This window comes from Dokdonella immobilis, assembly GCF_900115085.1.
GTDB classification, from domain to species: Bacteria; Pseudomonadota; Gammaproteobacteria; order Xanthomonadales; family Rhodanobacteraceae; genus Dokdonella; species Dokdonella immobilis.
This window is the reverse complement of record NZ_FOVF01000030.1, coordinates 26,227-45,385: the sequence shown is the minus strand read 5'-3', so window position 1 is coordinate 45,385 and position 19,159 is coordinate 26,227. Positions and strand designations below refer to the sequence as shown.

General features: G+C 66.9%; 15 protein-coding genes. 4 read left to right on the top strand and 11 right to left on the bottom strand.

Annotated features, from left to right (window positions below):
• Positions 1–8: 8 nt before the first annotated feature.
• The 8 genes from BM125_RS16295 to djlA form a co-directional block, all read right to left on the bottom strand.
• A complete protein-coding gene (locus tag BM125_RS16295) occupies positions 9–3,251 on the bottom strand; it encodes a S41 family peptidase (protein ID WP_092409920.1) in 3,243 nt (1,080 codons plus the stop codon).
• A 115-nt stretch (positions 3,252–3,366) separates the two neighbouring features.
• Positions 3,367–4,041 (bottom strand): ribulose-phosphate 3-epimerase, encoded by a 675-nt coding sequence (gene rpe / locus BM125_RS16290; protein ID WP_092409918.1) that lies wholly within the window; start codon positions 4,039–4,041, stop codon positions 3,367–3,369.
• 100 nt (positions 4,042–4,141) lie between these two features.
• Entirely contained in the window at positions 4,142–4,726 is a 585-nt protein-coding gene (locus BM125_RS16285; protein ID WP_139225078.1) for a hypothetical protein, read from the bottom strand.
• 67 nt (positions 4,727–4,793) lie between these two features.
• The gene (locus BM125_RS16280; RefSeq protein WP_092409914.1) at positions 4,794–5,237 is read right to left on the bottom strand and encodes a potassium channel family protein; all 444 of its coding nucleotides are present in this window, start codon (positions 5,235–5,237) and stop codon (positions 4,794–4,796) included.
• Positions 5,238–5,361: 124 nt separating this feature from the next.
• Entirely contained in the window at positions 5,362–7,692 is a 2,331-nt protein-coding gene (locus BM125_RS16275) for a serine/threonine-protein kinase (RefSeq protein ID WP_092409912.1), read from the bottom strand.
• Complete coding sequence (locus tag BM125_RS16270) at positions 7,689–8,252, bottom strand: ECF-type sigma factor (RefSeq protein WP_092409910.1); 564 nt, start codon at positions 8,250–8,252, stop codon at positions 7,689–7,691. Before BM125_RS16270 ends, BM125_RS16275 begins: the two co-directional genes overlap by 4 nt.
• An 88-nt stretch (positions 8,253–8,340) precedes the next feature.
• On the bottom strand, positions 8,341–9,771 hold the full coding sequence (locus BM125_RS16265; protein WP_092409908.1) for a hypothetical protein: 1,431 nt from the start codon (positions 9,769–9,771) through the stop codon (positions 8,341–8,343).
• Positions 9,772–9,856: 85 nt separating this feature from the next.
• On the bottom strand, positions 9,857–10,642 hold the full coding sequence (gene djlA, locus BM125_RS16260; RefSeq protein WP_092409906.1) for a co-chaperone DjlA: 786 nt from the start codon (positions 10,640–10,642) through the stop codon (positions 9,857–9,859).
• 223 nt (positions 10,643–10,865) lie between these two features.
• Between djlA and BM125_RS16255 the strand changes: the two genes are divergently transcribed.
• The 4 genes from BM125_RS16255 to BM125_RS16240 all read left to right on the top strand — a co-directional run bounded on the left by BM125_RS16255 (position 10,866) and on the right by BM125_RS16240 (position 13,832).
• The gene (locus BM125_RS16255) at positions 10,866–11,762 is read left to right on the top strand and encodes a phosphoribosylaminoimidazolesuccinocarboxamide synthase (RefSeq protein ID WP_092409904.1); all 897 of its coding nucleotides are present in this window, start codon (positions 10,866–10,868) and stop codon (positions 11,760–11,762) included.
• A gap of 103 nt (positions 11,763–11,865) precedes the next feature.
• The gene (locus BM125_RS16250) at positions 11,866–12,573 is read left to right on the top strand and encodes a J domain-containing protein (RefSeq protein WP_092409902.1); all 708 of its coding nucleotides are present in this window, start codon (positions 11,866–11,868) and stop codon (positions 12,571–12,573) included.
• A gap of 32 nt (positions 12,574–12,605) precedes the next feature.
• Positions 12,606–13,070, top strand: a complete 465-nt coding sequence (locus BM125_RS16245; protein WP_092409900.1) for an Mpo1 family 2-hydroxy fatty acid dioxygenase — start codon at positions 12,606–12,608, stop codon at positions 13,068–13,070.
• Between the two features lie 63 nt (positions 13,071–13,133).
• Entirely contained in the window at positions 13,134–13,832 is a 699-nt protein-coding gene (locus BM125_RS16240; protein ID WP_092409898.1) for a VIT1/CCC1 transporter family protein, read from the top strand.
• Positions 13,833–13,997: 165 nt separating this feature from the next.
• On the opposite strand, the gene BM125_RS16235 is transcribed toward BM125_RS16240, so the two are convergent.
• From BM125_RS16235 to BM125_RS16225, 3 genes are all read right to left on the bottom strand, one after another.
• Complete coding sequence (locus BM125_RS16235; RefSeq protein WP_092409896.1) at positions 13,998–16,499, bottom strand: efflux RND transporter permease subunit; 2,502 nt, start codon at positions 16,497–16,499, stop codon at positions 13,998–14,000.
• A gap of 10 nt (positions 16,500–16,509) precedes the next feature.
• Entirely contained in the window at positions 16,510–17,655 is a 1,146-nt protein-coding gene (locus tag BM125_RS16230) for a WD40/YVTN/BNR-like repeat-containing protein (protein WP_092409894.1), read from the bottom strand.
• Positions 17,656–17,762: 107 nt separating this feature from the next.
• The gene (locus BM125_RS16225; protein WP_217647899.1) at positions 17,763–19,148 is read right to left on the bottom strand and encodes a DUF1329 domain-containing protein; all 1,386 of its coding nucleotides are present in this window, start codon (positions 19,146–19,148) and stop codon (positions 17,763–17,765) included.
• Between the last annotated feature and the right edge of the window lie 11 nt (positions 19,149–19,159).

Here is a 19,159-nt window from a genome sequence, read left to right as displayed (position 1 = left end):
CCGGATTCTCAGTGCTTTGCCGGCGCACCAAAGTCCACAGGTGCGGGCGGCGCGACGATCTTCTTCGGCGGATGCGCGGCGAGTTCGGCAAGCAGTTCCTCGACGGCCTTCTCGACACCGGGATCCTGGCCGCGGGCGATCAGCTCGGGGCGGTCGATGACCTCGATATCGGGATGCACACCCTCGTTCTCGACCGCCCAGTGGCCGTCGGTATCGAGGAAACGGAAGGTGGCGGCCAGCAGAATGCCGCCATCCGCCAGCGACGGGTTGCCCGAAATGCCGATCAGGCCACCCCAGGTGCGCGTGCCGATCAGCTTGCCGAGGCCGAGCTTGCGGAAGTAGTACGGCAGCGCGTCGCCACCCGAACTCGACAGGCCGTTGATCAGCATCGCCTTCGGTCCATCGTGCGAGAGCATCGGCGTCGCCTGCGGATCGAGGCCGCGACGCTTCCAGTAGTTGAGCGGCTTGCGCGCCAGCCATTCGGCCATGCGGTCCGGGATGAAGCCGCCACCGTTGTAGCGATCGTCGATGATCAGCGCGTCCTTGTCCGAGTAGGCGAGCAGGCCGCGGAACAGTTCGCGATTGCCGTCGACCGCGGTGTTCGGGACATGGATATAGCCGATGCGACCGCCGGAGAGGCGATCGACCATGGCCCGTCGTGAAGCCACCCAGTCGGCGTAACGCAGGTTGAGTTCCGAGACCAGGGCCTTGATCCTGACTTCCCGGCTGCCTTCCCATTGCGGCTTGCTGTTGATGCGCAGGCTGATGACCTGCCCACCCTTGTCCTGCATCAGCTGGTAGAAATTCTTCACGCTGCGCGCATCGACACCGTCGACGGCCAGCAGGTAGTCGCCCGCATCGGCGGCGACGCCGGGCTGGTCCAGCGGCGAGCGTAGCCGCGGATCCCAGCTTGAACCCTTGAACACGCGTTCGATGCGGAAGTAGCCGGATGCGTCGGCGGCGATATCGGCGCCAAGCAGTCCGCCCGGGGTCGGCTCGACCTTGGGCTGGTCGCCCTGCTGCACGTAGACGTGCCCGGACTGAACCTCGCCGACCAGTTCCTGAAACAGGTAGTCGAGGTCCTGGCGCGTGGCGACATGGGCGACCAGCGGTTCGTAGCGGGCGCGCACCGCATTCCAGCGTTCGATGCCGCCGTGCATGCCCGGGTCGTAGAACCAGTCGCGCAGGATGCGCCAGGCATCGACGAATTCCTGGTGCCACTCGCGCGGCGGATCGACCAGAACCTTCATGCGCGAAAGGTCGAGCATGTTCTTGGCCGGATCCTGGTCGGCCTTGGCCTCGAGCCGGGCGAACTTGCCTTCGAGCTGGACCAGCACCTGCTTGCCATCCGCACTGAGGCGATAGTCGGCCAGGCCGCGCGCGATCGTCGTCTCGCTGTCGGCATCGAGCGCGAGCATGCGCAGTTCGAAGTCGCCGTCGTCGCGCCCGCCGGGCATGGCCGCATAGAACACCGCAGCCGAGCGGGCCTGCAGCTTGCGGTAGTTGCCGGCGCCGGCCTTGAGCACCTGTTCGCGCCCGATCATGCCGTCGGCGTCGACGCGCCGCGGCGCGGGCTTCGCCGCGGGATCTTCGACAGGCTTCGGCGCGTGCCCGGTCTCGGCATCGAAGAACGGTCCGTCCGCGGCCAGGCTGACCGCATAGATGCGGGTCGCGTTGGCATACAGGTAGTTCTGTTCGTAGGCGCTGAACTGCAGCTGGAAGTCGCGGTTGGAGAGGAAGTACAGCCAGCGCCCCTGCGGATCGAAGGCCGGGCTGAACGCGCTCGAAGTCGCCTCGGTGGCGGCGGTGCGCGTTCCGTCCTGCAGCGAGTAGAGCCAGACCTGGGTCAGTCCGGCGTCGTTTTCCAAGGTGTAGGCCAGCCATTGTCCGTCCGGCGACCAGACGTATTCGGTGATGTCGTCGTGCCGGCTGCTGTCGACGTCCTGCGTCTTGCCGGATCCGGCATCGACGATGCGCAGGCGCTGCTTCTTGTCGGCATAGGCCAGATGGCGGCCATCCGGCGACCAGACCGGTGCGAACCGCCAGATGTCGCCATCGCGGGTCAGGCGCTTCGGCTCGCCACCGTCCATCGACTGCAGGTACAGCTCGTATTCGCCGCTGGCATCGGACAGATAGACCGCGGTTTTCGAATCCGGCGAGAGTGACACGCCGATCTCGCGGGCGTCCGCCGTGTGCGAGAGGTTGCGCAGGTCCTTGTCCTCGAGGCGCAGCCGGAACAGCTCGCCGCGCGCGGCAAATACCGCGGTATCACCGTCGCCGCCGAGGTCGAAGGATTCGACCTGGGCGACCACGTTCTTCCAGCCCGGCAGGGTCTGCGGAAAGTCGCCGGTGACGCGGATCGGCACCTCGGTCGCCTGCTCCGTCTTCGGATCGAAGCGCCAGATCGCAGCGCCGTTCTCGAACACGATGGCGTCCTTGCCGGCGCTCGGCCAGAGCACGTCGAAATCAGTGAAATGGGTGACCTGGCGCGGCTCGCCGCCATTCGGCGACAGCGCGAACAGGTTCAACGTGTAGTTGCGGTCGGAGGTGAAGTAGATCGTGTCACCGACCCAGGTCGGCTGGTTGTCGGTGGCCGGGTCGTCGGTCAGGCGCCTCGATGTATTGGCGACCAGGTCATAGGTCCAGACGTCCTGGGCGCGACCGCCGCGATAGCGCTTCCAGCTGCGGAATTCGCGATCGATCGGCGTGTAGACATAGGTCCTGCCATCGGGCGAGAGCATGCCGCCGCCGGTCTCGGGAACCGCCAACGGGGTTTCCATGCCACCGTCGACCGGCACCAGGTAGGGCCGGCCGCCGCGGTCGTCGGCTGCGACGCGGTTCGCCCGCACGAGGACGTTGCGGCCATCCGGGGTCCAGTCGAGGACACGGTAGTCGGTGCCGCCGCGGACCGGTTGCGCGCCGATGTCGTTGTACCAGGTCAGCTGGCGCGGCTCGCCGCCGCCGGCCGGAATCACGTAGACCTGGCGGGTGCCGTCGTATTCGGCCGAGAACGCGATCGCGCGGCAATCCGGCGAGAACTTCGGGTACAGCTCCTGGCCGGCGTGCGAGGTCAGGCGCAGGGCGGTGCCGCCGCTCGCCGCGACGATGTAGATGTCGCCGGCCTGGACGAACGTGATCGCGTCGCCGCAGATGTCGGGAAAGCGCAGCAGGCGTGCGTTGCCGGCAGGCAGCGCCTGGGCCACGGAAGCGAGGCCGAAGGCAAGCGCAACGGCGGGAACGAATCGATGCATCGGGAACTCCGCAACGGCGTTGAATCGGCGATTGTAGCGTTCGTCGCGCGGAAACCCGAGGGTCGAAAGGCATGCGGCCCGCGCGGCCCGCTGCAGCGTGACAGCAGGGGCCTGTTCAGGCCTGGGCGACGGCAGCCTTCATCGCCGCGATGACAGCGGCGTAGTCGGGCTTGCCGAATATCGCCGAGCCGGCGACGAAGGTATCGGCACCGGCGCGCGCGATCTCGGCAATGTTGTCGACCTTGACCCCGCCGTCGATCTCGAGGCGGATGTCACGGCCGCTGCGATCGATCAATTCGCGCACGCGGCGCAGCTTGTCGAGCGCCGAGGGCAGGAACGACTGCCCGCCGAAGCCCGGATTGACCGACATGATCAGGACCAGGTCGAGCTGGTCGAGGACATGGTCGAGATAGCCCAGTGGCGTGGCCGGATTGAACACGAGCCCGGCCTTGCAGCCGCTGGCGTGGATCAGCTGGATGCTGCGGTCGATGTGCTCGGAGGCTTCCGGGTGGAAGCTGATCAGGCTGGCCCCGGCGTCGGCGAAATCCGGAATGATGCGGTCGACCGGCTTGACCATCAGGTGCACGTCGATCGGCGCCGTCACCCCGTGCTTGCGCAGCGCCGCGCAGACCAGCGGACCGATGGTCAGGTTCGGCACGTAGTGGTTGTCCATGACATCGAAGTGCACCCATTCGGCGCCAGCCGCGATCACCGCATCGACCTCGGCGCCAAGGCGGGCGAAATCCGCGGACAGGATCGACGGGGCGATGACGCAGGAGGATCGGGACATGGACGACGGCGCAGCAGCGGGGATCGGACGATCCTCGTTCATACGCGCGCCGAGGGCAAGCCTCGGCGACCCTGCCGGCGCGACTCCGCCGGCCAGCGCTTTACTCGCGCAGGCGGGCGCGGAACACACCTTCGGAGATCGCAGGCTGCGCGCCAGCCGAGGCGGCTTCGAGCCGGAAGCGGCCCCCGACGAAGCCGTCGTCGACGCTGTCGATCTCGACCTCGGCATTGTCCAGGCGGATCATGCGGGCGCCCTTGAGCGCATCGGTGAGGACTTCGCTGTCCGCTTCCGTGCTGTCATCGGCGTTCTTCGGAATGCGGATGCCGGCGCGGACAAAACTCGACCCGATCGCCGCTGCATACTGACCCGGACCCCGGTAGTCCGGGATCCGCAGCGAAAGCCGCTCGGTGATCACGGTCTCTTCGACGCGATTGGAATGCATCGCGGAGACATTCAGCGACGTTCCGCGCAAGCGCGCATTGGCGCTGCCGGCCTGCCAGCTCGCATTGTCGATGCGCATGCTGGCCTCGCCGCGATCCTGCGCGGCCCGCGTCTGGCGCGAACCGTCCGCTGCTGCATCGGGCGCTACCCAGAACATGCCGCTAGCGAGACCCGCGAATGCCAGCAGGGCGGCGAGCGGGGCGCGCCGGAGCGTTGTTGCCGATCGGGTTGCAGTTGCCGTCATCTCGAATGGACCTCCTGTTGCCGACTGCGGGATCCCACCATAGCGCAGGTACTTCGGCCGATTGAATTCAGGGCACCGGCCTGGCCGGATCGCGCGACCAGAAACGCTCCATCGAAATGTAGATGTAGGACGCCGACCAGCCGATCAGGAGCAGGCCGTTCAGGGCCTCGACGCCGGCCAGAAGCCGCATCGGTCCACTCGGCGTGAGGTCGCCAAAGCCGAGCGAGCTGTAGGTTTCCGCAGAGAAGTACAGGCAGTTGCTCAGGCTCGCGTGGGCCCCGCCGGTAAAGCCGCCGAGCCCGAGATGGTTCGCCAGTACATGGAAGCCCGAGCCGTACAGCGCGATCTCCATGGCGTGCGCGAGAAACACCATGAGCACCACGACCAGCACTTTGGCGCGGCCTCGCATCGAAAGGCCTGGCAGCCAGTGACTCAAACCGGACAGCACCTCGTAGTGGAGCACGGTTGCCAGCGCGATCAGGGCGATGCAGGTCAGCGAAATGATGAGCATGGGGTACGGTGAATCCGCAGCCAGGGGTGCCGGCAAGGCCCGGCTCGACCGGGCAGGGATCGGGGCCGGCGGGAGCGGCACCGAATGCCGTCGCCGTGCTTGGACCCGGGCCGCGGCTCAAGGTTCAGCGGTCATTGCGCCGCCGGTTCGACTGAGTCGTGGCGGCCGGCACATCGAGGATGGCGATCGCCTTTTCGCGCCGTCCGGCCTCGACCGATTCGGCCGCGTCATACACGCGCAACGCCTTGCGCGCGAATTCATTGGCCTTCGTCGCGTCGCCGGCGGCCAGGCTGACGCGGGCGACCGCCACATACAGGTTGCCCATGGCCTGATCATTCGCGCGGAACGCGAGCGGCGAAAGGCGCAGCGCCTCGGCTGCTGCCCGGGTGGCATCCGCATGCCGGCCGAGCTCGGCGTACTGCAGGGCCAGGTTCGAATAACGCACGGCCAGGCGCGGGAAATCGGGTCCGACCGCTTGCACGGTCAGCGCAATCGCACGCTCCTGGCTCTGCACGGCCTGCTCGATGTGACCTGTTTCGCGCTGGACGTAGGCGAGGTTGTTGAGACTGACGGCCATGTCCAGCAGGGGCGGCGCCGGCAGCGACTCAAAGATCTCCAGGGCCTCGCGATAGGCGGCGATCGACTCGTCATAGCGACCCAGGCCGTCGAGCGCCGCACCGATGTTGGCTTGCACGACGGCCCGTTCGCGCGGCGAAACCGTGGCCAGCGTGGCCTTGATGTCGCGGGCGTGTACGGCCGCATCGAGTGCCTCTGCGTTGCGACCCACGCTCGACAGCAGCGAGGACAGATCGTTGAGAACTTCCGAGCGCTGGGCCCGGCCATTCTCGTCGGCCTCGCACTGGTCCAGCGCGGTCCTGAACTGACGCTCGGCTTCAGCATAACGGCCACCTTGCCAGGCGAGAATGGCGAGCGAGTCGAGCACACGCGCATAGTCGGTCCCTCCCTCCGCTGCACGCAGGGTGGCGGCGAGTTCGAGCTGCTCCCGCGCCGCATCGTTGCGCTCGAGCATCAGGTAGGCGCGCCCGATCGCATGGCGGACATCGGCCTCGAGCAGCGGCTGGCCGGCGAATTGCCGGGGAATGTCGGGAACGGCACGGTCAAGCGCCTCGAGCAAGGTCGGCGGCTTGCCGCTGGCATACGGATCGGCGCGGGCAATCATGTCAGTCAGAAAGCGATTCGCCTGGCGCGCGCGCTGGCCCTCCTCGGCGGCGCGCCGTTGCTGGACGGCGGCCACCGACAAGCCGATGGCGAGCGCGCAGACGACGGCCGTGCCCGCGCCCACAGCCAGCCGGTTGCGCTGCAGGAACTTGCCCAGGCGATAGCCGCCGCCACCCGGACGCGCGGAGACCGGGCGCGTCTCGAGCCAACGTTCAAGGTCATCGGCGAAAGCCAGGGCGGAGCCGTAGCGACGCGGCACTTCGGGCGCCAGGGCCTTGAGTACAATCCGATCGAGATCGCCGGAAATCCGCGCGCGCCAGTGACGTGCCAGTGACGAGCCGATACCGAGCGCTTCCGTATCGATGCGTTCGCTCGGTCGCGACGGCGCATGGCTGGACACGAACCGCGCAAGCTCGGAAAGGCTGCGCGGCTCGACCCGGTGGGCGGCAACGCCAGTCAGCAATTCGTGCAGGAGCAGACCGAGCGAATACATGTCGCTGGCGGTCGTCAGCGGTCGCCCGGCGAGCTGCTCCGGACTCGCGTACTGCGGCGTCATCGGCATCCAGCCGGTTCGGGTCGCCCCGGCATCGCTGGGGTCGAGCGACTTGGCAATGCCGAAATCGAGCAGCTTGACGAGCCCCTGGTTGGTCACCAGCACGTTGGCCGGCTTGATGTCGCGATGGATGATCAGCGAACGATGGGCCGCCTCGACGGCTCCGAGCACCTGCAGGAACAGGCGCACGCGTGCCCTCGGATCGAGGGCTTGTTGCCGGCACCAGCGGTCGATCGGTGCGCCATCGACGTATTCCATGACGACATAGGGCTGGCCCTCTGCGGTGCTGCCGCCGTCGAGCACGTGGGCGATGTTCGGGTGATCGATCGAGGCAAGGAACTGGCGCTCCGCTTCGGCGCGGCGCAGCGCATCGGGATCGCCGAGCGTGCTGGCCAGCACCTTGATCGCCACGCATTGCCGGAAAACACCGTCGATGCGCTCGGCCAGCCAGACCTGGCCCATGCCGCCGCTGCCGATCGACTTGAGCAGTCGGTAGCCGCCCAGCTCGCGCCCGAGCGGCGGCCCTGGATCGAGGAAGCCTTCGCTGGCGGCATGCGCTTCGAGCAGGGCGAGCGTGGCATTGCGCAGTTCCGGGTCATCGGCGGTCGCGCGTTGGATGAACGGCTCACGTTCGCCGGCAACCAGTTCGAGCGCAGCTTCGAACAGCGAAAGCGCGGCCGAGGCGATCGCGGTGTCGGCCACGATCGGATCGGCCGGGTTCACTGCAAGGCCTGGAACAGGAAGCTGCGCGCGACCTCCCAGTCGCGCTGCGCCGTCGCCCGCGAAATGTCGAGCGCGTCGGCCACCTCGTCCATGGTCAGGCCGGCGAAATAGCGCAGCTCGACCACCCGCACCTTGCGTGCATCGAGCGCCTCGAGGCGCTGCAGGGCCTGGTCGAGCGCCAGCGTGTCGACCTCACCACCGTCCCGCGGAGTGGCCAGCGACGAGAGCGTGATGGCGCTTTCGCGCTGGCCGCCATCGCGCTTGGCGGCTGCGCGCCGCCGCGCATGGTCGACCAGCACCTGGCGCATCCGGCGTGCCGCAAGGGCAAAGTAGTCACGCCGGTCGGCCGGCGAGACGCCGGCTTCGTTGGCCAGGCGCAGCCAGGCCTCGTTGACCAGCGCCGTCGGCGACAGCGTGTGCGCGGCGCGTTCGCCGCGCAGATAGCGGGCGGCGAGTGCGTGCAGCTGGGCATAGACCAGCGGCACAAGGTCCGCTTGTGCCTGCGCGTCGCCCGCCGACATGCGCCTGAGCAACCCGGTGATCGCGCCGCTGTCGTCCATCCCCTACCCCCTGCAGGGAGGGATTGTAGCGGGCTCGCGAGAGGTCGACGGCCGAAGTCGTGGGTCGGCGCCGGCGGCTTGCGGGCGGTCATGGCGCCGGTTCGAATCCGGCATCGAATACGCGATCGCGCTGATAGACGAAATAGCCTTCGGCGGCCGATGCACTCGTGCCCGCGGCAGCAACGGCGACGACCATGTAGGCGCCGTTGGCAGAAAGTGCGACGACGCCGTAGGAGAGCCCATCGTCCTGGCTGGCCGGGACCGGGTAGTCGGTAATCCGGGTCAGCGTGCCGGTGCCGGCTTCGACGAAGACATCGCTGCGCCCGGTGCCGACCCCCGCGAAGCTGTAGTTCTGGGTCGAGGTAAAGGCCAGGACACCGCCCTGGCGCGAGATCTTCGGACCCTGGTTGCCGCAGCACGTCGAATTGCCCTTGCGCCAGTCCGCCGCAACGAAGACGACCGGCAGATCGAGGTCGAGGCCGAGGTCATGCCGGTAGATGTCCGAGCCCGCCGGGTTGGGACCGGCCGCGTTGGAGGCGGCGATCGCCATCCAGCGACCGTCGCCGCTGAGGTCGAACTGGGCGAATGCGCCAATCGGCAGCTCCATGCCACCGGGCGCGGCGACGCGGATGCGGCGGGTCGTCGAGCCGCCGGTTTCATCCGGCGTGCCGTTGCCGTCGCTGTCGCGGTCGCGCAGGAAGATCCCCAGTCCGGCCCCCGGGCTCGCCGGGTCGAGGTTGGTCGCGTTGGAACTGAAGGCGACCCATCTTCCGCTGTCGCTGATGTCGACCGGTGGCGCAAAGAAGTCGGGGCTTTCGTCGTTGCCGACCGTGCCGTCAGTCGACTGGCTGAGGAGCCGGGTCGTGGCGGCAAGGCGGTCGCGGACGTAGACATCGGGCTGGCCGTTGTTGTCGTTGCCGGCCAGCGGCTGCAGGGTGACGAAGGTGACGGCATTGCCGTTCGTGTCGAGCGCGGCGATGACGCTCTTGGCGCCATTGAAGAAGGTCGCTCCGGCGGTGTTGAGGCTGACCAGTTGCATGCTCGTGCCCCCCGCTTCGTCGAGGATGCCATTGCCGTCTGAATCGCGGTCGAGCAGGAACTGGTCGGCGGCCGAGTTCTGGTCGTTGCCGACCAGCTGGCCATCACTGGAAACGAAGGTGACGAAGCGGCCATCAGCCGTGGCTTGGGCGCGATAACTCGGCAACAGTGCTTGCGATCCGTCGGCGCGCAGGCTCAACCGGCGTGTGCCGGCGTTGCGACGATCGCGCACGAACACGTCCGATTGCGCATTGCTGTCGGCGGAGACGAGATCGGCCGCGGTCGAGGAGAAAACGACCCAGCGCCCATCATCACTGATCGAGGCTTCGGCGAGCGCGAAACGGGTTGCGGTGGCCGTGCCGCCAGGCTGCACGTCGATCCTTTCGAGCGGCTGCCAGCGCTCGGACTGGGCCCAGGCAGAGCCGGCGCCAAGGGTCAGCGCGATGGCGAGGATGCGTTCGGACAAGAGGCGGCTGTGCATGGGACGTGCTCCGGAGGACGGGTTCTCCGGAGAAAGGGCGCAAAACGGCGTTCGCCTGTCTCAGCGCGTGCAAGCCCGCGGGGGGTCAGGTGAAGCCGCGTTCGCTCTTGATGCGCTCGTAGGCGGCGTTGATCTCGCGGGCCCGCGATTCGGCGCGGTGCTTGAGCTCCTCGGGCACCTTGCCGAGCTTGTCCGGGTGATGCTGGCTCATGAGCTTGCGGTAGGCGCGCTTGATGTCCTTGGCTTCGGCCTCGCGGGTGATGCCGAGGACGACATAGGGGTCGGCGGTCGGCACGGTGTTGCGCGACGGTTGCTGGCCCGGCCGCGGACCTTGCGGGCCGCCGTAGGCCGGACCATAGCCCTTCATCGCCGAGACCGCCGCGAGCTCCGCATCGCTGACCCCGAGCGCCCAGCACAGCTTGCGCACCATGGCCAGCTTGTTCGCCGCTAGGGTGCCCTCGGCATGGACGAGGTCGAGCAGCATGTCGAGCAGGAGGAAGGCCAGGTCGCGACGTCCGCGCGTCCAGGCCTTCAACTCGGCCACGGCGAGATGGACTTCGAATTCCGGCGCCTTGCCTTCATTGAAGCGCTCGATGGCCATGCGCCGCATGTCCGGATCGAGACGCAGCCGGTTCATCAGCGCCTCGGCGGCGCGGATCTCGAGTTCGGATACGCGCCCATCGGATTTGGCCAGGGCGCCGGCAAACGCGAACAGCGGCTCGACGAACGACGATGCCCGCGCCGACATGCGCGCCTGCGAGATGCTCAGGTCGAACATGTGGCCGACGAAGGCGCCGATCATCGCGCCGATGAAGTTGCGGAAGATGAGCAGGCCGAGAATGCCGCCGACCAGCTTGCCGATGATGCTCACCGGTTCAGGCGCCCCTGGCCTGGCTGCAAGCGGCCAACGTGCCCACGCCACCTGCGGGGTGGTCTCCGTGCGGCCGGGGCCGGGCCGGTGCTCGGGGTGGGGTCGTCGGTTTCCGGGTCGTCATCGAGCAGGTTTCCGCGAAAGGCGAACCGCGGATTTTACACGGCCCGGGCGTTCGTCTGAGGTTAAACTGGGCGCTGCGTTGCGCTCTGGATACCGGCACGTGCCCACTACCCTGCTCAAGTCGGACCTGCCCGGTCTGAACCTGGTCCACCGCGGCAAGGTCCGCGATGTCTATGCATTGTCCGACGACGAATTGCTGATCGTCGCCAGCGATCGCCTCAGCGCATTCGATGTGGTCCTGCCCGACCCGATTCCGGGCAAGGGCGAGATCCTCACCCAGATGTCGAATTTCTGGTTTGCCCGCACCGCGCATGTCGTGCCAAACCACCTGACCGGCCGCGCCGTCGAAGCGGTCTTGCCGGCGGGCGTCGATGCTGCGCTCTATGCGCGCCGCAGCGTGATCAGCAAGCGTCTGAAGCCGGTGCCGTTCGAGGCCATTGCGCGCGGCTTCCTGATCGGCTCGGGCTGGAAGGACTACCAGGCCAGCGGATCGCTCTGTGGCGTCGCCCTGCCGCGTGGACTGCGCCAGGCCGAGCGCCTGCCCGAGCCGATCTTCACGCCCTCGACCAAGGCCGCGGTGGGCGGCCACGACGAGAACGTCAGCTTTGCGGTGGTCGCCAACCAGGTCGGCGCCGAGCTGGCCGGACAGGTCCGCGACGCGACGCTTGCCGTGTATCGGTTCGCCGCTGAATTCGCGTCAAGCCGCGGCATCCTGATCGCTGACACCAAGCTCGAGTTCGGTACCGATGCGGACGGCAGGTTGTATGTCATGGATGAAATGCTGACGCCGGATTCGTCCCGGTTCTGGCCGGCCGATCAGTACCGGATCGGCACCAGCCCTCCGAGTTTCGACAAGCAGTATGTTCGCGACTATCTCGAATCGCTGGGCTGGAACAAGCAGCCGCCCGGACCGTCGATACCGGCCGCGGTGATTGAAGCGACCGCGGCCAAATATGCGGAAGCCCTGTTCCGGCTGGCCGATATCCGCCTCGACTGAGGCATCGGCGCCGATCGATGCGGTCGGCGCCGGGGCTATACTGGATACCGTTCCGGTTTGTTCGCATGGGTGCAGCCGGGTTGGTCCGCAGCAGGTTCATGCAATGGTTCAGGGTGTCGATTTCCTGCGTTTGTATCGCGAGTTCCAGCTGGAACCGGGGGCCGGCATCGATGACCTCAAGCTGGCCTATCGTCGACGCGTGGCCCGGGTCCATCCGGATCGTCTGAGCGCCAAGGATCCGATCTCCCAGCATCTGGCCACCGAACATCTGCAGAACCTGACCCGACTTTATGAAGCCGGCCTGCAATTCCATCGCCAGCATGGTCGCCTGCCCGGTGCCTTGCCCTCTGCCGCGTCCGAGCAGAGCGCTGCGCGAACGCCACCGGTGTTCGCCGCGGCGCCGCCGCGACGCAGGCGACGCCGGCTGGGCCCGGCCATCGTCGTCGCCGGGTTTGGCCTCACCGCCCTGCTCGCGTTCTGGCCATTCGACGAAGACACAACGGACGTGGAGAGCGTCGTTGCGGCGCGGCGCGAACCGGCCACGCCGGCCTTCGAGGTTCCAGGGCAGTCGGAGGGTCTTCGCCTCGGCATGCCCGAACAGGTCGTGATCGAGGTGATCGGCGCACCGATGGCGCGCGAGGGCGATCGCTGGCTGTACGGCCCGTCCTGGATCCGCTTCGAAGGCGGCCACGTCGCCGAGTGGTACAGCTCACCGCTGCATACGTTGCGCATTTCGCCCCATCGTGAACCGTGGCCAGGCACCGCTGTACCGGCCCTGCAGTCGGCGACAGCAGCCGACCGGCTCGACTAGACTCGGCATTCGTGTCCGTCGGAGATCCTGGCATGCGCAGCGTCAACGAATGGTTTGGAAACTACAGCAAGGATCACCGCAATCCGGTCAATCGCCTGATCCACTGGGTTTGCGTTCCGGTCATCCTGTGGTCGGCGATCGCCGCTCTCTGGGTGATTCCGGTGGCGCCCTCGATCGGGCGCCCGGGGTTCTGGTGCGCCATGGCCATGATCGGCGCCTTCGCGTTCTACTGGAAGATGTCCAGGCCGATCGGCCTGGCCATGCTTCTGGTGTTCATCGTATTCGGCCTGATCACCGAAGCGCTGTATCGGTCGATCGGGCCGCAGACGTTGTTGTGGGTCGCCGCAGGGGCTTTCGTGCTGGCCTGGATCGGCCAGTTCGTCGGCCATCTGATCGAAGGCGCGCGGCCCTCCTTCTTCACCGACCTGGCCTACCTGCTGATCGGTCCGGCCTGGCTCGCCGGCAAGCTCATGCGCCGCCTCAACATCAGCTACTGATCTGCGCCGCAACGGCCGCGCGCGGCGTACCTGTCTCCCTGATTTCGTTTCCGGATTCCGCACATGCTCAAGCATCACACCGAATCGCATCGCACCGATCGCATGGGCTGGCTGCGCGCCGCGGTGCTCGGCGCCAATGACGGCATCGTTTCGACGGCCAGCCTGATCGTCGGTGTGGCCGCCGCGCATGCGGGACTGCCGAGCATCCTCCTGGCCGGCGTGGCGGGCCTGGTCGGTGGTGCTTTTTCGATGGCGGCCGGCGAGTACATTTCGGTCAGCTCGCAGGCCGACATCGAGCGTGCCGACCTCGATGTCGAGCGGCGCGAGCTCGAGACGAGTCCGCAGCACGAGCTGCGCGAGCTGGCCGCGATCTACGTCAAGCGCGGGCTCGATCCGGCGCTGGCCGGTGAGGTCGCGGCCCAGTTGACACGCCACGATGCGCTGGGCGCGCATGCGCGCGACGAACTCGGCATCACCCACGAAACGCGCGCGCGCCCGCTGCTCGCGGCCGGCTCCTCGGCAGCCGCTTTCGCCGTCGGCGCGGCCCTGCCGCTGGTCAGCGTGATGCTGATCCCCGAGGGTCATCGCGTGGTCGGGGTCATGCTCGCTGCGCTGCTGTCTCTGGCCCTGCTCGGCGCGGCGGCGGCGCGGGCGGGTGGCGCGCCGGTCCTGATCGGGGCGGCGCGCGTGGTGATCTGGAGCGCCCTGGCCATGCTCGCGACCGCCTGGGTCGGCAGCTGGTTCGGCACCCCGGTCGCCTAGGCGGCGCGTAGATCCTCGTCGCGCCGACATGAAGGACGGGTCAATCTGTCCGCGTCGACGCGACGCGATCCTCCGAGTGAGGGCTTCGTGACGGTTGCACTTTGTTGCGACCCTTGCGCGGCACTCCACGCCCCGGGCCGGTCGCCCAGGGCGGGCCGCATGCGTTCAGGCCGCGCGTTCCATCGGGCGCAACAGCCAGCGGCACAGGGCCGGCAGGAACACGATCGCCGCGATCATGTTTACCACGAACATGAAGGTCAGCATGACGCCCATGTCGGCCTGGAACTTGAGGTCCGAGAAGACCCAGGTGCCGACGCCGACAGCAAGGGTCAGGGCGGTGTAGAAGATCGCGATACCGGTGGTCTTGAGCGAGGCGAAATAGGCTTCGGTCAGGGGCTTGCCGGCGAGCAGCGATTCGCGCATGCGGGCGAAAATGTAGATGCCGTAATCGACGCCGATGCCGACACCGAGGGCAACCACGGTCAGCGTATTGATCTTCATGCCGATGTCGAGATAGACCATCAGGGCATGCCCTAGCTCGGTGACCAGGACCAGCGGCAGCACGATGCACAAGGCCGCGCGTGGGCTGCGGAAACTGATCAGGCACATGACGAACACGGCCGCGTAGAGCATGTAGAGGATCTGCCGCTTGACCGCGCGCACTTCGTCGTTGATCGCCGCCATGACCCCGACGTTGCCGGTGGCCAGGCGCAGGTTGACCTCGTTGAGTCCATCTTCGGGCACGTCGCCGCCGGCGGCCTGTTCGGCGAGCTTTTCGCGCAGGTTCACATTGCCGCCGGCCCAGGACTTGTTCTCGGTGCGGAATTCCTTGATTGCACCGACCACTCGATCGATCGTGGTGGCGCGATGGTCGGTCAGGAAAGCCATGATCGGCATCGCGCTGCAATCGGCATTGAGCAGGCCGGTGTCGGTCTCGAAGCCCTGGGTGGCCAGACGCAAGGTGTCCGAGTCACGCGGCAGCACGCGCCAGCGGACGTTGCCTTCGTTCCAGCCGGCGTTGACGACCTTGGCCGCCATCGGCAGGGTCATGACCTGGGCCACGCCTTCGACGTTGCGCAGATGCCAGGCGAAGCGGTCGATCAGCTCCATCACCGGGTAGCTGTTCGTGCACGCCGAGGGTGGGCCCTCGGCGATCACGTTGAGGATGTCCACGCCGAGCGCGAACTTTTCACTGATCAGCACGGCATCCTGGTTGTAGCGCGCGTCGGGCCGCAATTCGGCGACGCCCTTCTGCGCATCGCCGATCATCACGTGCTCGCCATAGCGTTCGGCGACGAACCAGATCGCGATGCCGGCGACGAGGATGATGGCCGCGGGCACCGGCCGGCTGAAGCGGGCGAGGAAGGTCCAGATCTTGTCGAACTGGGTCAGCTGGCGCAGGCGGTAGGCGCGCTTGCGCGGCAGGTTGCGCAGTCGCGTGTAGGACAGCAGCACCGGCAACAGGACCAGGTCGGTCAGCACGGTCAGGGCGACGCCGACCGTGGCCGTGATGGCGAGTTCGAAGATGATCCGGATCGGGATCACGAGGATCGCGGCGAAGCCGATGCAGCCGGCCACGAGGGCCACCGAGCCGGGCACCAGCAGGGCGCGGAACGCGTTGCGCGCGGCGGTCTCGGGATCGATGCCGGTGCGCTTGGCCAGCTCTTCCGGCGTGCCTTCCTCGAGGCCGCCGAAGAAGATTTCGCCGCGGTATCGATTGATCATCTGTTCGCCGTGGCTGACCGCGATGGCGAAGATCAGGAATGGCGTCAGCATGTTCATCGGATCGATGCCGAAGCCGAGCAGGCGCAGGGCACCGAGCATCCAGATCACCGAGATCAGTGCGCAGAACACGGTCAGCGAGGCGAGCTTGACCGAGGACGAGTAGATGAACAGCAATAGCCAGGTGAAGGCGATGGTCAGGCCGAAGAACCAGATCACCGAGCGCGCGCCGGCGGTGATGTCGCCGACCATCTTGGCGAAGCCGATGATGGCGACCGTGGTGTGCTCGTTCTCGTACTTGGCGCGGATCGCATCGAGCTGTTCGGCGATCTTGTTGTAGTCGACCTTGACGCCCTTCTCGGGATTCTCGGGGACCAGATCCACCCAGACCATGGCTCCGGAAAAATCCTTGGCCACGAGCCGGCCGACGATGCTGGCCTTCTCCATGTTCGCCTTGATCGTGGCGAACTGCTCGGGCGTGGCCTCGAAGCCTTCGACGTTCGGCGTGAAGTCCTGCGGGATCACGTTGCCGCCGGCGAAGCCGTCCTCGACCACTTCGACGAAGCGCACGTTCGGTGTGAAGATCGAGCGCACGCGGGCCTCGTCGACGCTGTCGATCGCCTTGGCATCGAGCGTGATCTGCTCCATGGTCTGGAAGAACGGCTGGTTGAACATGTCGCCGTTCTTGTCCATCACCGCGATCAGGACGCGGTTGGCACCGCCGAACTCCTGCTCGTAGTCGATGAAGGTCTGCATGTACTCGTGCTTGAGCGGGATCTGCTTCTTGAAGCCGGCGTCGACGCGCAGCTGGGCGGCGAAGTAGGTCAGCACGACGGTCGCGATCGCGAACAGGATCAGGACCACCGGGCGACTGCCGAAGACCAGGCGTTCAGCGGCACGATGGAACGCGTTGGGTGGCTTCTTGCTGGAGCTGGCTGCGCTCATTGCGTCCCCGTTACTTGGGCTGGAAGCGACTGAGGCCGTTTTCGCTGGCTATCAGCAGTGTGCCGTCCGAGTCGAGCGGCAACACGCCGGCGATGACGCCGGCCGCGGTATTGGTCGAGGTGGTCAGTGGCTCGGAATCGCGCGCTCGATGCAGCACGATGCCGTTGGCGCCGACGATGATGGCGCCGCCATTGGCCAGCGGAACCCCTCCCATCAGGCTCAGTTCGCTGCCGGTGGGCCGCTCACTCCAGGTGACGCCGAGATCGTTCGACTCGAAGACGTGGCCACGCAGTCCGAACGCCAGCACGTGCTGGCCCTCATAGCCGACGATGCCGAACATCGAACCGTCATACGGCAGTTGCGAGCGTTCCCAGAGCTTGCCGCCATCCTGCGAACGGAAAATGGCGCCACGCTCGCCGACGATGACATAGCCGCCACTCTCGGTGCGGGCAATCGCATTCAGGTGAGGGTCGCTCTCCTGGCCGATCTTCAGCTCGTCGGCGCTGAACACCGAGCTCTGCATGTCGTTGCTGGCATGGGCCGCCTGCTCGTCTACGCTCTCGGCCGCGACCTCGGCATCGGCTGCAGCATCGCTCGCCGAGGTGGGGATGCGACCCCCGCTCCAGTGCTTGCCGCCGTCGCTCGTTTCCAGAAGCAGGCTGTAGGCGCCGATGGCGATACCGTGGTTGAGGTCGGTGAAGAGCACGTCGAGCAACGGCGCACCCTGGCGGATGTCGTCGGGATCGACGCCCTCGGCGGGCTGGCCACGCGGATCGCGGCGCTGGATTTCCCAGCTCTCGCCCGAGTTGGCACTGTGCAGGATCACGCCGTCATGGCCGACCGCCCAGATGTTGCCGTCGATCGCGGCAACCGCGGTGAGGGTGCTGCGCAGCGGCACGTCGGCGGCCTGGGTCCAGGCCGTGCCATCATCGGAATAGAGGATGTGACCGCGTTCGCCCACGGCGACGATGCGATTTCCGGCGCGGGCGATATCGAGAACGAGGGTGCCATCGGCCAGCGGCATCACTTCGGTCGGCCGGGCCAGCGGATCGGCCGCCAGGGGCGCCAGCGAGGCCTTGTCCTCGGCACTCGCCAGGCTCGCGCCGAAGACCAGCGCGAGAACGATTGAAACGGACGGTGTGGTGAGGCGCGGCATGCGGGGTACCTGAGCTTCGCGGGCGACCCGGTCAGGCCGCCGTCACTTCGTGGAGTCCGCCGTTCCCCGAGCGGGGAACGGCGGCGGCGAATGCATCGAGGCCGACGTTACTGGATGCCGCGCTGACGAAGGGACTGCGGCGAGAACATGTCCGGCGTGGTCTGGAACGAGAAGTCGTACATTTCTTCCTGGTTGTCCAGGCCCACCGCGATGTAGCGGCCGGACTTCAGGTCGTGGTGGTCTTCCAGGGTCGACCAGAACACCGGCACTTCGTAGTAGTTCACGCTCGGCGCCTCGGAGTAGCGCCACAGGTTCTGCTGGCTGTCGTAGTGGTCGGTGGTCAGGATCTGCCAGCTGTCTTCGTCGAGGTAGAAGGTGCGCCGCGGATTGATGTGGCGCTGGCCGGGCTTGAGGGTGGCTTCGACGACATAGACCCGGTGCAACTCGTAGCGCAGGTAATCGGGATCGACATAGCCCGGCTTGAGCATGTCCTCGACCTTGCTCTTGTCGCTGTGCGCCTTGTACGAGTTGTACGGCACGTACATCTCGCGCTTGCCGACGAGCTTCCAGTTGAAGCGGTCGAGGGCGCCGTTGAACATGTCGGTCATGTCGGTGGTACGCAGGTTGTCGGCGGCCGTGCCCGGATTGTCGTAGGCGATGTTCGGCGCGCGGCGCACGCGGCGCTGGCCGGGGTTGTAGACCCAGGCCTGGCGTTGGCCGATTTCGGAATTGAGCGTCTCGTGCACGAGCAGGACCTGGCCGGCCAGGCGGGGCGGCGAAACGACTTCCTGGTAGAAGTAGATCAGGATGTTGTTGATTTCAGCCAGGGTCGCGCCTTGCCGGTAGTAGAGTCCGAGCAGCTCTTCCTTGATGCGCACCATCACGTAGCGTCCGCTCGCGGTGACCGGCGCCTGATCGGACCAGCGTCGGGCCGAAACGCCCTTGTACTTGAGCTTGTGGTTCCAGATCGCCTGCGCGCCGGCCTTGGCCGGATCGCTGTCGAGGATCGGGAACGGAATGCCCTCGGCGACCTTGGCCACGCCATCGCCCTCGCCGACCAGTTCGCCGGTAAGCGCGTTCTTCATGGTCATTTCGTAGGTACGGGCCGGATTCGAGGCTGAACGCCGGGTCGGATAGACGACCATGCGCCAGTCCGGATACTTCTCGAACATGGCCTTCTGGCCGGCCGACAGCTTGTCGCCGTAGTCCTTGTAGTTCTTGGACGTGATCGTGAACAGCGGCTTGTCGCCGGGGAACGGGTCCGGATGGTGCATGCCGACCTTGTAGCTGGAAGGCGGCTGCGTGATGCCGCCGGTCCATTCCGGAATCGTGCCGTCGGCGTTGCCCGCGCGTTCGGCGCCGAGCGGCGTCAATGGCGTTCCGGTCACGCCGAGCTTGGCCGCCTCGGCCGCGCTGACCTTGGCGACCGCGACCTGGGCCATCATCGCGGTGGCGATGATGGCGGCCAGTCCTGCTTTCTTCATAAGTGTCATGGATCGTACCC

Excerpts from the sequence above, each read along its gene's own strand:
- BM125_RS16295 (WP_092409920.1), bottom strand. The coding sequence starts at position 3,251 with ATGCATCGATTCGTTCCCGCCGTTGCGCTTGCCTTCGGCCTCGCTTCC.
- rpe (WP_092409918.1), bottom strand. The coding sequence starts at position 4,041 with ATGTCCCGATCCTCCTGCGTCATCGCCCCGTCGATCCTGTCCGCGGAT.
- BM125_RS16285 (WP_139225078.1), bottom strand. The coding sequence starts at position 4,726 with ATGACGGCAACTGCAACCCGATCGGCAACAACGCTCCGGCGCGCCCCG.
- BM125_RS16280 (WP_092409914.1), bottom strand. The coding sequence starts at position 5,237 with ATGCTCATCATTTCGCTGACCTGCATCGCCCTGATCGCGCTGGCAACC.
- BM125_RS16270 (WP_092409910.1), bottom strand. The coding sequence starts at position 8,252 with ATGGACGACAGCGGCGCGATCACCGGGTTGCTCAGGCGCATGTCGGCG.
- BM125_RS16265 (WP_092409908.1), bottom strand. The coding sequence starts at position 9,771 with ATGCACAGCCGCCTCTTGTCCGAACGCATCCTCGCCATCGCGCTGACC.
- BM125_RS16250 (WP_092409902.1), top strand. The coding sequence starts at position 11,866 with ATGGTTCAGGGTGTCGATTTCCTGCGTTTGTATCGCGAGTTCCAGCTG.
- BM125_RS16245 (WP_092409900.1), top strand. The coding sequence starts at position 12,606 with ATGCGCAGCGTCAACGAATGGTTTGGAAACTACAGCAAGGATCACCGC.
- BM125_RS16240 (WP_092409898.1), top strand. The coding sequence starts at position 13,134 with ATGCTCAAGCATCACACCGAATCGCATCGCACCGATCGCATGGGCTGG.
- BM125_RS16235 (WP_092409896.1), bottom strand. The coding sequence starts at position 16,499 with ATGAGCGCAGCCAGCTCCAGCAAGAAGCCACCCAACGCGTTCCATCGT.
- BM125_RS16230 (WP_092409894.1), bottom strand. The coding sequence starts at position 17,655 with ATGCCGCGCCTCACCACACCGTCCGTTTCAATCGTTCTCGCGCTGGTC.
- BM125_RS16225 (WP_217647899.1), bottom strand. The coding sequence starts at position 19,148 with ATGACACTTATGAAGAAAGCAGGACTGGCCGCCATCATCGCCACCGCG.